At 66.4% G+C, this 18212-nt stretch carries 15 protein-coding genes and 1 pseudogene; 10 read left to right on the top strand and 6 right to left on the bottom strand.

What is annotated here, in order from left to right; translation table 11 throughout:
* Window positions 1-14: 14 nt before the first annotated feature.
* From HF877_RS07210 to HF877_RS07190, 5 genes are all read right to left on the bottom strand, one after another.
* Window positions 15-419: a DUF4233 domain-containing protein gene (locus HF877_RS07210; RefSeq protein ID WP_296550941.1), complete on the bottom strand. Its 405-nt coding sequence runs from the start codon at window positions 417-419 to the stop codon at window positions 15-17.
* Window positions 416-1837, bottom strand: a complete 1422-nt coding sequence (locus HF877_RS07205) for a folylpolyglutamate synthase/dihydrofolate synthase family protein (protein ID WP_169620500.1) — start codon at window positions 1835-1837, stop codon at window positions 416-418. The genes HF877_RS07210 and HF877_RS07205 overlap by 4 nt, the downstream gene beginning before the upstream one ends.
* Entirely contained in the window at window positions 1834-4497 is a 2664-nt protein-coding gene (locus tag HF877_RS07200) for a valine--tRNA ligase (RefSeq protein ID WP_206036802.1), read from the bottom strand. Before HF877_RS07200 ends, HF877_RS07205 begins: the two co-directional genes overlap by 4 nt.
* A 95-nt stretch (window positions 4498-4592) precedes the next feature.
* Window positions 4593-6581 carry a S9 family peptidase gene (locus tag HF877_RS07195; RefSeq protein ID WP_169620498.1) on the bottom strand — a complete coding sequence of 663 codons (1989 nt, stop codon included), beginning with the start codon at window positions 6579-6581 and terminating at the stop codon, window positions 4593-4595.
* A 40-nt stretch (window positions 6582-6621) separates the two neighbouring features.
* Window positions 6622-7062, bottom strand: a complete 441-nt coding sequence (locus HF877_RS07190; RefSeq protein WP_169620497.1) for a hypothetical protein — start codon at window positions 7060-7062, stop codon at window positions 6622-6624.
* Window positions 7063-7235: 173 nt separating this feature from the next.
* On the opposite strand from HF877_RS07190, the gene thiD reads away from it, so the two are divergent.
* From thiD to HF877_RS07170, 4 genes are all read left to right on the top strand, one after another.
* Window positions 7236-8027: a bifunctional hydroxymethylpyrimidine kinase/phosphomethylpyrimidine kinase gene (gene thiD, locus HF877_RS07185; RefSeq protein ID WP_169620711.1), complete on the top strand. Its 792-nt coding sequence runs from the start codon at window positions 7236-7238 to the stop codon at window positions 8025-8027.
* A gap of 242 nt (window positions 8028-8269) precedes the next feature.
* The gene (locus tag HF877_RS07180) at window positions 8270-8560 is read left to right on the top strand and encodes a hypothetical protein (protein ID WP_169620496.1); all 291 of its coding nucleotides are present in this window, start codon (window positions 8270-8272) and stop codon (window positions 8558-8560) included.
* Window positions 8561-8563: 3 nt separating this feature from the next.
* A complete protein-coding gene (locus tag HF877_RS07175; RefSeq protein WP_169620495.1) occupies window positions 8564-9640 on the top strand; it encodes a hypothetical protein in 1077 nt (358 codons plus the stop codon).
* On the top strand, window positions 9630-10658 hold the full coding sequence (locus tag HF877_RS07170; protein ID WP_169620494.1) for a hypothetical protein: 1029 nt from the start codon (window positions 9630-9632) through the stop codon (window positions 10656-10658). The genes HF877_RS07175 and HF877_RS07170 overlap by 11 nt, the downstream gene beginning before the upstream one ends.
* Before the next feature lie 24 nt (window positions 10659-10682).
* Here HF877_RS07170 and HF877_RS07165 read toward each other — a convergent pair.
* Window positions 10683-11287 (bottom strand): annotated as a pseudogene (locus HF877_RS07165) (GNAT family N-acetyltransferase).
* Window positions 11288-11400: 113 nt separating this feature from the next.
* On the opposite strand from HF877_RS07165, the gene HF877_RS07160 reads away from it, so the two are divergent.
* From HF877_RS07160 to HF877_RS07135, 6 genes are all read left to right on the top strand, one after another.
* Window positions 11401-12591 (top strand): FAD-binding oxidoreductase, encoded by a 1191-nt coding sequence (locus tag HF877_RS07160; protein WP_169620493.1) that lies wholly within the window; start codon window positions 11401-11403, stop codon window positions 12589-12591.
* Between the two features lie 522 nt (window positions 12592-13113).
* Window positions 13114-13656 carry a pentapeptide repeat-containing protein gene (locus HF877_RS21275; RefSeq protein ID WP_169653227.1) on the top strand — a complete coding sequence of 181 codons (543 nt, stop codon included), beginning with the start codon at window positions 13114-13116 and terminating at the stop codon, window positions 13654-13656.
* 142 nt (window positions 13657-13798) lie between these two features.
* Complete coding sequence (gene glnT, locus HF877_RS07150; protein WP_169620491.1) at window positions 13799-15199, top strand: type III glutamate--ammonia ligase; 1401 nt, start codon at window positions 13799-13801, stop codon at window positions 15197-15199.
* 18 nt (window positions 15200-15217) lie between these two features.
* Window positions 15218-16105: a glutamine amidotransferase gene (locus HF877_RS07145; protein WP_169620490.1), complete on the top strand. Its 888-nt coding sequence runs from the start codon at window positions 15218-15220 to the stop codon at window positions 16103-16105.
* A gap of 43 nt (window positions 16106-16148) precedes the next feature.
* Window positions 16149-16844, top strand: coding sequence for a protein glxC (locus tag HF877_RS07140; protein WP_169620489.1), 696 nt, complete (start codon window positions 16149-16151; stop codon window positions 16842-16844).
* A 31-nt stretch (window positions 16845-16875) separates the two neighbouring features.
* Entirely contained in the window at window positions 16876-18201 is a 1326-nt protein-coding gene (locus tag HF877_RS07135; protein WP_169620488.1) for an FMN-binding glutamate synthase family protein, read from the top strand.
* The last annotated feature ends 11 nt before the right edge of the window (window positions 18202-18212 follow it).

The raw sequence follows: 18212 nt of genomic DNA, 5'->3' as shown, positions 1-18212 counted from the left end.
GACAAGCGTAGAGGTCAGCCTCGCTGGCCCGGTAGCAGACCCCTCGATTCACGATCCTTGATGTCTTTCCGCAGGTAGAGCAGGTATGCCCAGACCACACCGAAGAGCACGCCGACCGCGCCGAGCGCGGGGTCGATGAGGAATCCGAGCAGGACGAGAGCCTGCAGCGTGAGGTTGAACGGAATCGCCCACGAGCGTCCCTGCACCCCTGCCCCGAGGATCATGAGCACCGCGAGTCCGACGACGTACCCGCCCGACAGCGCGGTCAGGCCGCCGCCGAGGGTCGCGATCACCGGCAGCACCAGCAGTACGACGATCGCTTCGAGAACGAGGGTTCCGGCCATCACACCCCGGAAACCCTTCCAGGGGTCCTTGGTCGGCGGTCCGAACTCCGGTTCCGCCGGGTTCTGGTTGGTCACGCGGGTTCCTTTCCGAACAGACTGCGGGCAGCACCTGCGGTCACCACCGAGCCGGTCACCACGACGCCCGCACCCGATACTGCCTCACCGGGTTCGCCGACTTCCTCGGCAATCGCGATCGCGGTCTCGATCGCGTCGGGCAGTGTCTCCGCGGTGACGACCCGTTCGTCGCCGAACCGCGCGACAGCGATATTCGCGAGATCCTCGACGTCCATCGCCCGGGGCGAGCCGTTATGGGTGACGACGATTTCGTCGAAGACCGGTTCGAGCGCCTCGATGAGACCTGCCACATCCTTGTCGGCCATGACGCTGACCACGCCGACGAGTTTGCGGAAGTCGAACTCGTCGGCGAGCGCGGCCGCGAGCGCCTTCGCGCCGTGCGGGTTGTGGGCTGCATCGAGGAAGACGGTCGGAGCGTTGCGCACGCGCTCGAGGCGTCCGGGATTGACGACCGAGGCGAAGGCTTCGCGCACCGCGTCGACGTCGAGTTGCTTCTGCGGGCCGGCGCCGAAGAACGCTTCGACGGCAGCCAAGGCCACCACGGCGTTGTGCGCCTGGTGCTCGCCGTGGAGCGGCAGGAAGATGTCGGTGTAGACACCGCCGAGCCCCTGGAGGTCGAGTTGCTGACCTCCGACGGCCACGGCACGCCGCGCCACCGCGAACTCGGAGCCTTCACGAGCAACGGCCGCATCCGCTTCGACGGTCTGCCGGAGCAGGACGTCCATCGCTTCGGGCTCCTGTTGCGCGATGACGGCGACCGTGTCGCGCGGGACCAGGTCGTCGCCCCGGGCTTTCTTGATGATTCCGGCCTTCTCCCCCGCGATCTCGGTGAGCGTCTCACCGAGGTATCCGGTGTGGTCGATTCCGATCGGGGTGATCACCGCGACCTGACCGGTGACCACGTTGGTCGCGTCCCAGCGTCCCCCGAGGCCCACCTCCACGACTGCGACGTCGACCGGTGCGTCCGCGAACGCCGCGAACGCCATCGCGGTGGTCACCTCGAACTTGCTCATCTTCGGTCCGCCGGCCGCCTCGGATTGCTCGTCGACCATGCGCACATACGGTTCGATGTCGCGGTAGGTGTCGACATAGGTGCGCGGTGACACCGGCGCGCCGTCGATACTGATGCGCTCCGTCGCGAGTTGCAGGTGCGGACTCGTGGTGCGGCCCACGCGATGATGCATCCGGGTCAGCAGGGCGTCGATCATCCGGGCGACGGAGGTTTTGCCGTTGGTGCCCGCCACGTGGATGGACGGATAGTTGTTCTGCGGCGAGCCGAGAATGTCCATCAGCGCCGCGATACGCGCCAGCGACGGTTCGATCTTGGTCTCGGGCCAGCGCTGGTCGAGTTCCGCCTCGACCAGCGCCAGTTCGGCGACGTCGACCGGGGACGGTCCCCCGGAATTATCGGTGGTCACGCCTGGCCCAACTCCTTCAGTCGCGCGTCGATGCGAGCGATCTCTTCCTCGGCGACCTGCTTGCGCGCGCGGATCTTCGCAACGACCGGTTCGGGCGCCTTCGCCAGGAACGCATCGTTGGACAGCTTGCCGGAGGTCGCCGCGAGATCCTTCTCCGCCGCGGCGAGATCCTTACGCAGACGTGCGATTTCGGCTCCGATATCGATACTGCCGGAGGTGTCGAGCTCGACGGTGACGGTCGCGCGGGACAGACGGACCTCGATGGACGCCGTCGCTGCGAATCCGTCCTCGGGATCGGTGAGACGCGCCAGTGACCGCACCGCGGGAACCTGGGCGACGAGGTCGGCACCGTCGATCCCCTCGAGCCGGGCCGCGACCTTCTGCGACGGCTTGAGGCCCTGGTCGCTGCGGAACCGGCGGATCTCCGTGATGAGCTTCTGCATGTCCTCGACGCGGCGCAGGGCGTCCGCATCGGCGGGCACGCCACTCGCGACCGGCCAGGATGCGATCACCAGCGACTCGCCGCCGGTGAGCACCTTCCAGAGCGTTTCGGTGACGAACGGGATGACCGGGTGCAGCATCCGCAGCAACTGGTCGAGCACGGTTCCGAGCACGGCCTTGGTGTGCGCGCTCCTGACGTCACCGTCCGCGAACTGCACCTTGGCGAGCTCGAGGTACCAGTCGCACACTTCGTCCCACGCGAAGTGGTACAGCGCCTCGCACGCCTTGGAGAATTCGAACTTCTCGAAGGCCTCGTCGACCTCGGCGCGCACCTGGTCGAGCCGGTCGAGGATCCACCGGTCGGCGTCGGTGAGGTCGTCGCGGGCCGGGATCTCGCTCACCACGGCGCCGTTCATGAGCGCGAACTTGGTGGCGTTGAACAGCTTGTTGGCGAAGTTCCGGGAGGACTGTGCGTGGTCCTCGCCGACGGAGAGGTCGGCACCCGGGTTCGCGCCGCGCGCGAGGGTGAAGCGCAGTGCGTCGGCGCCGAAGCGGTCCACCCAGTCCAGCGGGTCGATGCCGTTGCCACGCGACTTCGACATCTTCTTGCCGAACTGGTCGCGGACCAGTCCGTGCAGGAACAAATCCTTGAACGGCACCTTGCCGCCGTTCACCGCGTCGTCGTCGGCGACGTAGGTACCGAACATCATCATGCGGGCGACCCAGAAGAACAGGATGTCGTAGCCGGTGACGAGAACGCTGGTGGGATAGAACTTTTCGAGTTCGGGCGTCTTGTCGGGCCAGCCCATCGTCGAGAACGGCCACAGTCCGGAGGAGAACCAGGTGTCGAGGACGTCGGGATCCTGCTCCCAGCCTTCGGGTGCGGTTTCGTCCGGGCCGAAGCATTGCACTTCGCCGTCGGGGCCGTACCAGATCGGGATGCGATGACCCCACCACAACTGCCGCGAGATGCACCAGTCGTGCATGTTGTCGACCCAGGCGAACCAGCGCGGTTCCTGGCTCTTGGGATGAATGACCATGTCGCCGTTGCGCACTGCGTCGCCGGCGGTTTCGGCAAGCTTGTCGACCTTCACCCACCACTGCATCGACAGGCGCGGCTCGATGGTCTCGCCGGACCGCTCGGAATGGCCGACGCTGTGGACGTACGGACGCTTCTCGGCGACGACGCGGCCCTGTTCGGCGAGTTCCTCACGGATCTTCACACGTGCTTCGAAACGGTCCATCCCGTCGAAACGTGTTCCGCTGTCTGCGATCTTGCCGGTCTTGTCCATGATGGTGGGCATCGGCAGGTTGTGCCGCAGACCCATCTCGAAGTCGTTGGGATCGTGCGCGGGGGTGATCTTCACAGCGCCGGTGCCGAACTCGGGATCGACGTACGCGTCGGCGATCACCGGGATCTGGCGTCCCGTGATCGGGTGGTAGATCGTGGTTCCCACAAGGTGCTTGTAGCGCTCGTCTTCGGGATGCACCGCGACCGCGGTGTCACCGAGCATCGTCTCGACACGGGTGGTGGCGACGATGACGTGCGGCTCGGCGTCGTCGAGCGAGCCGTAGCGCAGCGACACGAGTTCGCCTTCGACCTCCTCGAACTTGACCTCGATGTCGGAGATCGCCGTCTGCAGCACCGGTGACCAGTTGACCAGGCGCTCGGCACGGTAGATCAGGCCGTCGTCGTACATGCGCTTGAAGATCGTCTGCACGGCGCGGGAAAGACCCTCGTCCATCGTGAAGCGATCACGCGACCAGTCGACGCCGTCGCCGATACGTCGCATCTGCCCCTGGATGGTGCCGCCGGATTCGCGCTTCCACTCCCACACCTTGTCGATGAACAGTTCGCGGCCGAAGTCTTCCTTCGTCTTGCCGTCGACGGCGAGTTGCTTCTCCACCACGGTCTGGGTCGCGATGCCCGCGTGGTCCATACCGGGGAGCCAGAGCACCTCACAGCCCTGCATGCGCTTGCGGCGGGTCAGCGCGTCCATCAGGGTGTGGTCGAGCGCGTGACCCATGTGCAGGCTGCCCGTGACGTTCGGGGGCGGGAGCACGATGGAGTAGCCGGGCTTGTCGCTTCCCGGGTCCGCCTCGAAGTAACCGGCGTCCACCCACCCCTGATAGAGCTCGGCCTCGACAGCGCTGGGGTCCCAGCTCTTGGGGAGGGCATCTGCGGGATTCTGGGGGTTCTCTGGCGCACTGGTCACCAGGCAATCGTAAGCGTCGAGCACAAACCGCCTGGACACGGGCTGTCGGCCGCTGCCGGTATCCCGGACCGCCGCCGGTGCCCGCACGGGAACGGCCCTCAGCCCAGCAGCTCCGGTAGTTCGACCGGCCGGCCCAGAACGTGCTCGGACAGGAACGCCTCGACCACCCGGTACCAGAGCTTGGCGTGCTGGGGGCTGAGGACCCAATGGTTCTCAGACGGGAAGTACAGGAACCGGTGCACCGTGGTTCCGTCGTCCTCCGCGGGCAGCCCCGACTCGTCGAGCAACTCGTACCAGAGCCGTAGCGCCTCTCCGATGGGCACGCGATAGTCCTTGTCACCATGAATGACCAGCATCGGAGTGACGATGTCGGCGACGAACAGGTGCGGAGAGTTCTCCACGGCCATCTCGGGAGTCATCTCCCGCTGCCAGTACCAGGCGACGTCGGTGGTCGGCGTGAACTGGTCGAGCGCCCACAAACCCGCGTGGGTGACGATCGCGCGGAACCGATCGGTGTGCCCGGCCACCCAGTTCGCCATGTAGCCGCCGAACGATCCGCCCATCGCCGCGGTGCGGTCGGCGTCGATGTCGGGTCGCGCGACGGCCTCGTCGGTGATCGCCATGAGGTCGGTGTACGGTTCGGCTCCCCACCGGCCCCAGCCTCGCAGGACGAACTCTTCGCCGTACCCGGTGGACAGTGCGGGATCCGGGAGCAACACGGCGTATCCGCGCGCGACCATCAGCCACGGATTCCATCGCCACGACCAGGTGTTCCAACTTCCCAGCGGTCCACCGTGAATCCACAGCAGCAGTGGGACGGGCGTGCCCTCCGTCGCGTCGTGCGGCAGCACGAGCCATCCACGCAGCGGGGTTCCGTCCGCGGCGGTCGTGGTGATCTCGGTGTGCCTACCGGGAAGCTCCGGTAGGTCCGCGGGGGCTCGCAACGGGGTCACGGTGCCCGCGTCGGGTCCGGTGAGAGCGATGCGGACGGGGTGCGGCGGCATGCGATACGAGGCGCGCAGCGCGTACAGAGCAGTGCCGTCGGGTGCGACACGCACGTCGGTGTAGGCCTCGTCCCCGCCGGTGAGTGCGTCGGGGCGGTCGGCTCCCGAGCGGAGTACGAAGATGGGGGCGCGTCCGTGGTCGTCTGCGGTGAGGACGAGTCCGGACCCGTCGGGTAGCCATGCGATCGAGGTGGGCCACCGGTCCCATCCGGGTGCCGCGACGGTGGTGGTGCCGTCCGTGAGGTCGAGTACGCGCACCGTCGTCTTCAGGGGCGTGTCGGGATCGCCCGCCGTCTCGTGCAGGAAGGCGAGCCGGGTTTCGTCCGGTGACACGACGGGGTGGAGCGCGTCCCCGGTGGGATCGTCGACGAGCGGCGTGCGAAGTCCGGTAGCGAGGTCGATCCGCACGAGAGTGGTCCGCCGGGATGCGCGCGGGCCGGATACGACCCAGGTCGACACGGCGAACGACCCGGTGGCGGCCACGTCGAGTTGCGCGTCGCGCAGAGCACCGCGGATGCCGGGTGTCAGGTCGACCAGGTCTCCGCGTTCCCGCACGGTCAGCAGATGCGGGCGGTCGGGTCCGAGATCGCGATCCCAGTAGCGGACGGGATATCCGGTGTGCAGGGTCGCGGTCACCTTCGCGTCGTCGCGTGCGGTGCGAATACGTTCGTCGTCGCTGTCCCGGTGCCCGAACACGCTCGCGGTGGCGACGATGCGATCTGCGGATGCCGCGGCGTGGACCGTCGCGACGCCGCCCTTGCGTGTGGCCACGGGTGTGGCTTCGCCTCCGGCTGCGGGGAGGCTCCACAGTGACGCCGGGTCGCCGTCCCCCCGGGAGGCGATGAACAGCAGGTCGCCGTCGGCTGTGAACGTCGGGTTCGATTCGCCCGTCACGCCGTGCGTCAGCCGGCGGGCGGGTTCGTGGCCTGCGGGATCGATTTCCCACAGTGCCCCGGTGTACGCCGTGGCCTTCTCGTCGAGCACCGATTGCGCGAGTACCAGGCGGGTGCCGTCGGGCGACATCACGAGGCTCGTGGCACGCGGCAGCGCAAGGTAGTCGTCGAGATCGTCGAAGGCGGTCATGCCCGAAACCCTAACGTCGGGGACGCGCCCTGCGGGTGTGTCAGGCCGGAGGTGGGCACAGACCCTCGCGTGCACGATTCCAGAAGGGGAACAGCGCCGGGCTTCCCACTTCCGGGTGCCGGACGCGGGCAAGGTCGACGAATTCGAGTTGCGTCTGCCCCGGCTGACCGCTCAGGCTGCACGCTTCGACGACGAGGGCGGCCGTCTCGTCGGAGTCGAGCGTTGCGGCCCACGGACCGAGATCGGCTCCGCGCACGAAGCCGTCGAGTCGGGGCGCGATCCGGTTGTACGTGGTCTGCATCGCCACGCTGCACGGTGCGCCGAGCAGTTCGCCGCACGTGGTGGGAGTGCCGTCGAGGAGCACCCGGGTGTCTTCGACGGTCCGTGTCGAATCGGAGTCGGAGAGGCCTCGCAAGGCGAAATAGAAACCGGCAGCGACGACTGCCACCAGTACCAGCATCACTCCGAAGAAGCGTGTCATCGTCCCTCGCCTACACCGTCACATGCCTCCATGCTGCCGGACGAGGACCGTACACACCGGGCGTTTCGCCCGATGACCCCTGCGGGCTCCGTAGTCCCGGTTGTTAGGCTGGGACGCCTGCTACACGATCGCTGATGCATCCGCGATCATCCCAGCCGAACGGAGAACTCATCGTGGTCGATCTCGCCTTCGTCATTGCCGGATCGGAAGCCACCGGCGGTGCCGGGCTGCAGGTGGACCTCAAGACGTTCCAGCAACTCGGCGTGTACGGGGTCGGTGCCATCACCTGCATCGTGTCGTTCGACCCCGGGAACAACTGGGGTCACCGATTCGTACCGATCGACCCGCAGGTCATCGCCGACCAGATTCAGGCTGCGACGGCGGCCCACGACCTCGACGTCGTGAAGATCGGCATGCTCGGAACTCCGGCGACGATCGACGTGGTCGCGGACGCGCTGGGCAAGAAGAACTGGCGGCACGTCGTGCTCGACCCGGTCCTGATCTGCAAAGGGCAGGAACCCGGCGCGGCACTCGACACCGACAACGCGCTGCGCACCCAGATACTCCCCCACGCCACCGTGGTGACCCCCAACCTCTTCGAGGCCCGCACCCTGTCCGGCATGGACAGCATCGACTCGGTCGACGACCTGGTCGAAGCCGCGCGCCGCATCCACGATCTCGGACCGCAGTACGTCGTCGCGAAGGGCGGTGTCGAACTCGCCGGTGACGACGCGGTCGACGTGCTGTTCGACGGCCGGGAGGTGACGCTGCTGTCGGCACCCAAGATCGGCAGCGAGCGGGTCTCCGGCGCCGGGTGCACTCTCGCCGCCGCGATCACCGCGGAAATCGCGAAAGGCACCGACGTCACTCGCGCGGTGCAGAATGCGAAGGACTTCGTCACCAAGGGCATCAAGGGCCGGGTGTCGGGGCACACGCCGTTCGACACCGTGTGGCAGGGTGCCTGACCGCCGTAGTCACGGGGCGTAGTCGCTGCGCCCGCATCGCACAACCGATTCGATCTTGATACCCTGTCACCGATGTCGCCGACCGGGGGGTCCGGCGTCGCCGACCGATCAGGGGGGATCGTCGTGACCTTACCGTCGCATGCAGTGTCACCACTTCTGCAAAGTCCATGTGGCCGAGCGTTGTACGGCGGCGAAGGCCGACGACCGGGTAACGGGAGCACGCCGCGCCGGCAGGCGACGCGTTGAGCCTGCACGTCGATCCGAACGAACTACTCCGCGCCGCAGCGCGATACGAAGACTCCGCCCGTGTTGTGGCGGCCGCAGTCGACCCGCTTCCCGACACAGTGCAGGCGGGCGCGGCCACCGGCGCGCTTGTCGGCGTACTCGGGCGGGCCGTCGGGGATGTCGCAGGTCTCGTGCACACGCTCGGTATCGCTGCGGGCATGCTCAGCTCCTGCGCCGAGGCGTACCGCGACAGTGACGCCGGCACCGCCGAGCGAATCGTCACTGCATGGCCCGATCAGGGCGAGTGAGCCGTGCCGATCGATACCTACATCGACGGCGATCCCGCCGATATCTCGCGCGTCGGGCACTTGATCCGCTGCCACCTCGCGGCCGCCCTCGCTGCGGCCGGGGACAATGCCGAAGAAGCCCGCCGCATCGCCGATGACGCATGGGAGGGAGAGGCGTCCGACCGGTACCTGCGCGAGGCATCGCGGATCGTGCGGGTCGTCGACGAGTTTCACGCGAGGACGCTCTCCGCTGCGGACGATTTCGACACGCTGTCGGTTGCGCTCGCTTCGGCTCTCGCGGATATGTCGGATATTCGCGACCGCGCAGCGAGTGCCGGACTCCCGGTCGTGTGCAACACCATCGGCGATCCGGGTCCGTATTCGGACGAGTCTCTGCTCCGAATCTATGACGAGTTGGCGGATGCCGCGACAGATGTGCACCGCCGGTGGGCACGCGCCATCGCGGAGGTCACCCATCGGTGGACAAGTGCCGCGTGGGCCGCATTGTTCACCACCACAACCGGATTCGATTATCTCACCGGCGAACTGGCCCAACGTGTCGATCAACTCGCACAGAGAGCGAGCATGTGTCTCGAGCATTCGGTGCGGTCGATGCAGGCCGTAATCGACCTTGCACCGGGCACTCCGTACGACGAGGTGCGGCGGCTCTTCGGGCAGGCGAAAGCATCCACCGACGATTTCGCCTCCACGATCGCGAAGCGCGGCGCTCTGGCGCCCATCCCGACCAGGCTGGCAGTGGGGACCGGCGCCGTGGGCCTTCTTGCCGGTGCGGGAATCGACTACTTCGCCGGTGAGCCTCTCGAGCAGGCTGTGGTGTCGAATTCGGCCGGGCTCGCGGCATCGATTGCGGCGGGAGCCATTGCTGGATCTGCTTTTCCCGGCCTAGGCACTCTGGGCGGTGCACTGGCAGGAACAGCGGTCGGCATCTTCGCCTCCGGAAGTGTCGACCACCTCTACGAGGATTCCTCTGCGACATTTCTCAGCACGCTCGACGCCGGGGTCAGTGAACTGAACGAAGCAAAAGATGCGTTGGCGGACCTCGGTGGGGTCGTCCGAGAGGTGCTCAGCGATGGCAATTGAGGATGCGCCGATGGAGTCGGGTAGCCGGACCCGGTGGAAGGTGTACGGAACCCGCACGGTCTACGGGCATTGTGTAACCGGTGCTGCATTGATTCTTCTCAGCGTCGGCTTTTTTGTTGTCGCCCCGGATGATCCGGTGTCGCTCACTTCGGCCGGGAGGTTCCACAGTCCGACCTACCCGACCGATTGGCTATGGTTCGCGCTCGGATTCGGGGTGTTCACCTGGCTCCTTCCGGTCTTCCTCCTGCTGATGCACAGCCCTCGAACCCGGCATTCCGACATCGCCGTCGGTACCGACGAAGGCGTACCGGCACTCCTGCTCCTTCAATCACGGTTGATCTACAACCTGTCGATGTTCGTGGTACTCCCTGCAATTTCTGTCGCCATCTGGTTCCTGGTCAAAATCAACTTCTCCACCACCGATGTCTATGTGGCCGAGCCTGAGACCGCGCCCTTGAAGTGGGCAATCCTCGCGGTGTTCGCTTTCGGATATCAGGCAGTCGTCGTCATGCAGATCCTGCTCGGACGTGTCCGCCCCGGCCACATTGCCATCCGGCACGACGGAATTCACCTCCGGGGTTACGCCCATGACGCGTGGATACCTTGGGACAGCCTGTTACTCGTCCAACCCAACAGCGATCGGAAATACCTCACGGTCTGGATCCGTGACGGCCATCGCGCAAACTTCTTCCGCCCGGCCCTACTGTGGAAGAAATTCGACAGTACCGTCATCAAAAAGGGTTTCAGCTCAGACGAAGAGGGGTTTTTCGTGCACGTCGACCGCCGACCTTTCAGGATCTCTCCCGAGCTCATCGACGCAGCGGTCGAGCACTACATGGAAAACCCCGACGCCCGTCGCGAATTGCGCGACCCGGAAGCCATCGCTCGCACTGTCGAAGTCCTGCGGTCGCACGCCACAACAGCGTGGTGGCGCTCCCAGCGACGTCCGGTTCCCGTCCCCCGTCTCGTACCGGGCTCCACGGGTCGCGACGAGTTCCTCCGGAAGTGGAGCTTGTGACAGCGCGGTCGAGTCCCCTGTCGCTCAGCGCGGATTCCGCCACATGGCCCAGAGGGTGGGCCCGCCGCGGGGAATCACGATCTCGCGGGTGACCTCGAATCCGAAGCGTTCGTAGTAGCCGATGTTCACTTCCTTGCTGGATTCGAGATAGGCCGGCGCGTGCGTCGCGTCGCAGCGGTCGAGTCGGGAGCGGAGTAGGGCGGCACCGAATCCTCCTCCGCGCGAGTGGGACGCGCTACCGAGCGTCGAGAGGTACCAGTGCGGTTCGGCGGGATGAACTGCCTCGAGTGCTGCGCTGACGGCGATTCCGGCGCGCGGGTGACTGCCGAGTGCGACCGCGAGCCGGGGCCACATGCGAAGCGACTGCCATACCGTCGGCTTCCATGCACCGGGGGGCCCCACAATGCGGCACCGCCCACGATTTCGTCCCTCTCCGCAATGTCGGCACCGCCGACCGGCACGGAATGAAATCGGGCTTCGGCAGCGAAATACCGTCGTAGCCCGTGCTCACGACGCCCTTCGTCGGGCCACATCCACGCCATCACCGGGTCGTCGAAGAACGCATCCGCCAGCACAGTTGCGCCGGCAGGGACATCGGTCTTCGTCGCCGGACGCACAGTCACGCTCACAGCATCGACGCTACCGGGCCAATATTTTACGTTCACGTCACACGCCGACGGGTCGTTACGTTTCTTCGTATGCAACACTGTCTCTCATTAAGAAACACGATTGTGGAGGACCGATGACAAAGAGCACCCGTGTAGTGATCGTCGGTGGCGGACTCGAGGGACTGGCCGCAGCCTGGTCACTTGCCGAACGCGGTGAATCCGACGTCCTCGTTCTCGAGCGACACACGCTGTGTTCCGGCATGACCGGAAAATCGAGCGGGATCGTCCGCTGCCACTACGGTGTGCGATCGCTCGCGGCGATGGCCTGGCACGGGGTTCAGGTCTTCTCGGCTGCCGAGGAGATCTTCGGTACGGACATCGGCTTCCGGCAGACCGGGTACATCGTGGGAGTGGGCGCGAACAACGTCGCACCCATGACCGCCAACACCGAGATGCACCGCGATCTGGGTATACCCGTGGAGTCGCTCGACGCCGACGAGGTCGCGCACATATGGCCCGGTATCGCCCTCGACGATTTCGCGGCGTTCGCCTACGAACCCCTCGGAGGGCACGGCGACGCGTATATGACAGGTATGGCCTACGCCGCGCAGGCACGACGCCTCGGGGTCCGAATCCGGCAGGCGGCCGAGGTCACCGCCCTTCTGCAGCGCGGGAACGGCGAAGTCTACGGTGTCGTTCTCGCCGACGGATCCGAAATTCACGCGGACACAGTGGTGCTCGCGACGGGAGCATGGTCTCCGACGCTCGGCGCCACCGCCGGCATCGACATCCCCGTACGCGTGCAACGCGAGTCGATTCTGCTCGTCGACCAGGGAACCCCCACACCGGATGCGCCCACATTCTCGGATCTGGTGAACCTGCAGTACCTCAGGCGCGAGCCGAACGGCGACCTGCTCGTCGGCAACAGCGACCACTCGACCCCCGAGTGGGCCGATCCGGACACCTACTCCAACCGCGCCGGCGACGACGTCGTCGCCGCCGCGATCGGCAAACTGGATCGCCTGCTCCCCCACATGCCCGACCCGCGACTGGCGTCGTCCTACGCCGGTTGTTACGACGTCACACCCGACTACAACCCGATCATCGGCCCGTCCCCCGCTCCCGGCCTGTTCCTGCTCGTCGGCTTCAGTGGCCACGGTTACAAGATCTCTCCCGCTGTCGGGCGATTGGCCGCCGATCTACTGCTCGACGGCATCTCCGGCACGCCCGAGGTGGACGGCGACGACTTCCGGTTTTCGCGATTCGAGGAGGGCAAGCCCTTGGCGAGTCTGCACCCCTACGCGGGCGCCGGTGAAATGCGCTAGAGGTGTGCGAGTGAGAACGCGTGACCGACTCCTCGCGCGTCTTGATGGTCCGCCTCAGCGCTTGTTACGGTGTCGGAAGTGATACGCATGCTGTCTCTGTGAGCCGAACCCACCGCGACGACTTCTCGTCGCCTCTCCGCGGTGTGGTGATTCCGTGTGTTTCGACCGGGAACCGGACGTTGGTTCCCCGCTCCCCGATTCGCACCCACATCACCTTCTGGAGCACCCATGCCCGTCACCATCCCCCTCTCCTCGGAACTAGAAGCCGACTGTTCGAACTGTTTCGCGCTGTGCTGTAACGCTTTCGGATTCTCGAGATCGGCGGACTTTCCCATCGACAAACCTGCCGGCGTACCGTGCCCGAACCTCGAGCCCGACCATTCGTGTGGAATCCACAGGACGTTGCACGCCAGAGGGTTCCGCGGTTGTGCGGCCTTCGACTGCTTCGGCGCCGGTCAAGCGGTCTCCCAACGCCTCTTCCACGGCACCGAGCCGGATCGGGACTCGCAGGAGCGCCGCACGATGTTTGCCGCGTTCGCGGTCGTGCGGCAACTACACGAGATGCTCTGGCACCTCGCGGAGGCGCGGGCACGCACCTTCGATCCCGACGCAGCGCGAGCGGCGCTGCATCTCGCCGAACTCGTCGCACGCACGGCGCGCGGGACGATCGATGCGCTGTTGAGGACGGATGTGAACGCACTGCATGCCCGCGTCGCCCTGGCACTCCGGCAGGTCAGCGAAGAGGTGCGCGCCGGGTATCGGGCGGACGCACGAGCGACCGTGCCCGACGCATATCCGGGTGCCGACCTGGCGGGCAGAGACCTGCGCGCGCACAGCCTGTGCGGCGCCGACCTCAGAGGCGCGTGTCTGATCGCGGCAGATCTGCGGGGAAGCACCCTGGCCGGTGTCGATCTCCTCGGCGCCGACCTGCGGGATGCCCGGATCGAGGGCGCAGACCTTTCGACCGCACTGTATGTGACGCAGCCACAGATCGCGGCCGCCCGGGGTAGTGCGGACACCACGCTGCCGCACCGCCTCTCACCGCCGGCTCACTGGGGCAGCTAGCGCGTCGATATCGGCCTGGGACGGGGCGGAGTGTCACAGACGTTTCTCCGCTCCGTAACGCCGTCGTCATGCGTGCTATGTTTCATTACATTCGACAGCGATTCACATCATGAAACCCCGCCGCCGAACCACAGGAGTTCCCATGACGCTCGAAGCCACCGACCTCATCTCCCGGCGGTCGCAGTCGACGAACGGTCACCCGCACCCGAGCACTGCGTCCGGCACCATCGCGGACCAGGCCACAGATCTCGCTTCCCTCGCACGCGCCACCGGCACCCGCTTCATCCTGGCCGTCTTCACGACCTTGTCCGGAAAGCCCTGTGCCAAGCTGGTTCCGGTCGAGTCGGCCGACGAACTCCAGAACGACGGTGTCGGATTCGCCGGCTACGCAGCCGGTTCCATCGGCCAGGTGCCGAAAGATCCCGACCTCGTCGCGATCCCCGATCTCTCTTCGTTCACCCCCATCCCCTTCATCCGCGACGGCCTCGCGCTCGTCCACTGCGATCCCCACGTGGAAGGCAAGCCCTGGCCCTTCGCCCCGCGAATCATCCTCCAGAAGGCGCTCGCCGCCGCGGCGGAAAAGGGACTCACGGTCAAGGTCGGCGCCGAGATCGAGTACTTCCTCGTCCAGCGCGACGAGAAGGGGACCCTGCGCACCGCCGATCTCCTCGACACCTCGCGCCAGCCGTGTTACGACGCCCGCGACGTGACCCGCATGTACGAGCACCTGACCTCCATCTCGTCGGCGATGAACACTCTCGGCTGGGGCAACTACGCCAACGACCACGAGGACGGCAACGGCCAGTTCGAACAGAACTTCCGCTACGACGAGGCCCTCGTCACGGCCGACCGCGTGATGACCCTGCGGTACCTGATCTCCGTCCTCGCCGAGCAACGCGGCATGACCGCAACTTTCATGCCCAAGCCCTTCGCCGACCGAACCGGTACCGGCATGCACATGCACATGTCCCTGTGGAACGGCGACCGTGCCGCGTTCCCCGACGCCGGGGACCTCCGGGGGTTGGGCCTGTCCGACCTCGCCTACTCGTTCATCGGCGGAATTCTCGATCACGCGTGCGCCCTGCAGGGCGTGCTGGCACCCACGGTGAACTCGTACAAGCGCACGGGTGCGACCGCGACCACCTCCGGCGCCACCTGGTCGCCGCGTCGTGCGACCTACGGAGGCAACGACCGCACCCACTACATCCGGGTTCCGGACTCCCACCGCGTCGAACTACGAGGCGGTGACGGCTCCACCAATCCGTATCTTGCGATCGCTGCGACGGTGGCCGCCGGACTCGACGGTGTCGAACGCGGACTCGATCCGGGTACGCCGGGTGCGGGCGTCGCCTCCGACGCATTACCGATGACGCTCCTGCACGCCATGGACGCCCTCGCCGCCGATCCCGTCGTCACCGCAGCACTCGATGCTGCCGGACCCGGGGTCGCGGAGTACTTCACCTCCCTCAAACGCGAGGAATTCTTCCAGTGGCACAACACCGTGACGCCGTGGGAGATCGACAACTACCTGACCGCTTTCTGACACCGACCAGGAGAAGACATGTGCGGAATCGTCGGGCTTCACCTCCGTGACGCCTCACTCGAACCACGTCTGGGTAACCTGCTGACAGGCATGCTCGGCCGAATGGTGGACCGTGGACCGGACTCGGCGGGCGTCGCCATCTACGGAGATCCGACATTCTCCCCTGCGGGACACTCCTCGGTCTCCGTCCTGGGAGCGTCGGCGAATCTTGCCGGCGCCCTGAGGAATGCGCTGGGCGTCTCCGTCACCGGCATCGACCTCTCCCCCACCACCGTGGTCCACGCACCGATTCCCGCCGCGGTACTGGCCGACGCCGTTCGCAGAGTGGACCCGGGCGCGACCGTGATCGGTTTCGGCGACGAAGTCACGGTCCTCAAGGGAATGGGCAACCCGTTGCTGCTGGCCGAGCAGTTCGGACTTCCCCGGGCGTCGGGTCGTCAGGGCGTCGGCCACACCCGCATGGCCACCGAATCCGCGGTGACCGCAGCGGGCTCCCACCCGTTCGCCGTGGGGCCGGACCAGTGCCTGGTGCACAACGGCTCGTTCTCGAACCATCTTTCCGTGAAACGGGAACTGGAAGACGAGGGCGTGGTGTTCGACAGCGACAACGACACCGAAGTGGGTGCACGCTTCGTGGCCAAGCACCTCGCCGAGGGAGCAGACCTCGACAAGGCGCTCCGTCTGCTCGGGGAGCGGTTCGACGGTTTCTACACGCTGCTCGTCTCCACGGCCGATGCGTTCGCCGTGGTGCGCGATCCGATCGCCTGCAAACCTGCCGTCGTCGCGGAAACGGATTCCTACGTGGCGATGGCTTCCGAATTCCGTGCTCTCGCACATCTTCCCGGGATATCGGACGCACACATCTTCGAACCCGAACCCGAACGGGTCTACGTATGGCACCGCTGACCGGACCCGCATTGCCGCTGCCACTTCGACGCCGGAGAAACTCATGACCACCGACACGCTGCCCACCGCCGCATACGACCTCGACGTGACCACCACCCGGGAACTCAACACGGCGCTCCAGGCGACCGAGGCACCCGCCACCGTGCACGTCACCGATCCACAGGGGCAGCACGCACTGGCGTGCGGACTGAACCGGCCCATAGAGGTGCACATCTCCGGACACGTCGGCTACTACGCAGCCGGGATGAACCAGCATGCCCGCGTGACGATCGACGGCAACGCAGGCGTCGGCGTCGGGGAGAACATGATGTCGGGCACGGTGCGGGTGAAAGGCGACGCGTCCCAATCCGCCGGAGCCACCGCCCACGGCGGCTTGCTCGTGATCGAAGGGAACGCCGCCGCTCGCTGCGGGATCTCGATGAAGGGCGTCGACATCGTCGTCGGCGGCAACATCGGCCACATGAGCGCGTTCATGGGGCAGGCCGGGCGACTGGTCGTACTGGGCGATGCGGGTGAGGCGCTCGGCGATTCGCTGTACGAGGCGCGCATCTATGTGCGGGGCACAGTTGCCTCCCTCGGCGCAGACTGCATCGCCAAACCGATGCGCTCCGAACATCTCGCGGAACTCCGGGAACTGCTCGACGCGGCCGGCTTCGACGCCGATCCCACCGACTTCACCCGGTACGGCTCCGCCCGCAGCCTCTACCACTTCCATGTGGACAACGCGTCCGCGTACTGATCCCGACCCGCTCGACAGCGAGGAGACTTCCATGACATTCCGGCCCGGTCTGCGCGAATCGGCAACCTTCGACCGCAACGTCGTTCACGAGATCCAGCGTGCCGCCGACACCGGCATCTACGACATTCGTGGCTGGGGCGCCAAACGCAAGGTCCCACACTTCGACGATCTGCTGTTCCTCGGTTCATCGATGTCGCGATATCCCCTGGAGGGATACCGGGAGAAGTGCGAGACCGATGTCGTCCTCGGAGATCGTCATGCGAAGTACCCGCTTCACCTGGAAATCCCCGTCACCATCGCCGGAATGAGTTTCGGCGCCCTCTCGGGCGGCGCGAAAGATGCCCTCGGACGCGGCGCGAGTGAGGTCGGCACCTCCACCACCACCGGAGACGGCGGCATGACACCGGAGGAACGCGGACAATCCAAATATCTGGTCTACCAATACCTTCCGTCCCGGTACGGGATGAATCCCGACGACCTGCGCAAGGCCGACGCCATCGAGATCGTGCTCGGTCAGGGCGCCAAGCCCGGTGGCGGTGGAATGTTGCTCGGCCAGAAGATCACCGAGCGGGTGGCAGGAATGCGGACACTGCCCGTGGGTATCGACCAGCGCAGCGCATGCCGGCACCCCGACTGGACCGGACCCGACGACCTCGCGATCAAAATCATCGAACTGCGGGAGATCACCGGCTGGGAGAAGCCGATCTACGTCAAGGTCGGGGCCACCCGCACGTACTACGACGTCAAGCTCGCCGTGAAGGCCGGCGCGGACGTGATCGTCGTCGACGGCATGCAGGGCGGCACGGCCGCGACCCAGGATGTCTTCATCGAACACGTCGGGATCCCCACGCTCGCTGCCATCCCCCAGGCCGTGCAGGCGTTGCAGGAGATGGGAATGCACCGCACGCCGGGTGGTGTACAGCTCATCGTCTCCGGTGGTATCCGGTCGGGCGCCGACGTCGCGAAGGCGATGGCACTCGGCGCCGACGCCGTGGCGATCGGGACCGCCGCGCTGATCGCACTCGGCGACAACGATCCGAAGTACGAGGCGGAGTACGCGAAACTGGGCTCGGCCGCGGGCTTCTACGACGACTTCCAGGACGGCAAGGACCCCGCGGGCATCACGACGCAGGACCCGGAACTGCAGCGCAATTTCGATCCGATCGAGGGTGGACGGCGGCTCGCGAACTACCTGCGCGTCCTCACCATGGAGGCTCAGACCATCGCGCGCGCGTGCGGCAAGTCGCACCTGCGCAATCTCGAACCACAGGACCTGGTGGCCCTGACGATCGAATCCGCGGCGATGGCCCGCGTGCCCCTCGCCGGCACCGAGTGGATTCCCGGACGAGCGTTCTGACTCCGCGTCCC

The organism is Rhodococcus sp. BL-253-APC-6A1W (assembly GCF_012843405.1).
Taxonomy (GTDB): domain Bacteria; phylum Actinomycetota; class Actinomycetes; order Mycobacteriales; family Mycobacteriaceae; genus Rhodococcus.
Note: the sequence above shows the minus strand (reverse complement) of the source record. Positions and strands in the feature narration are given on the sequence as shown.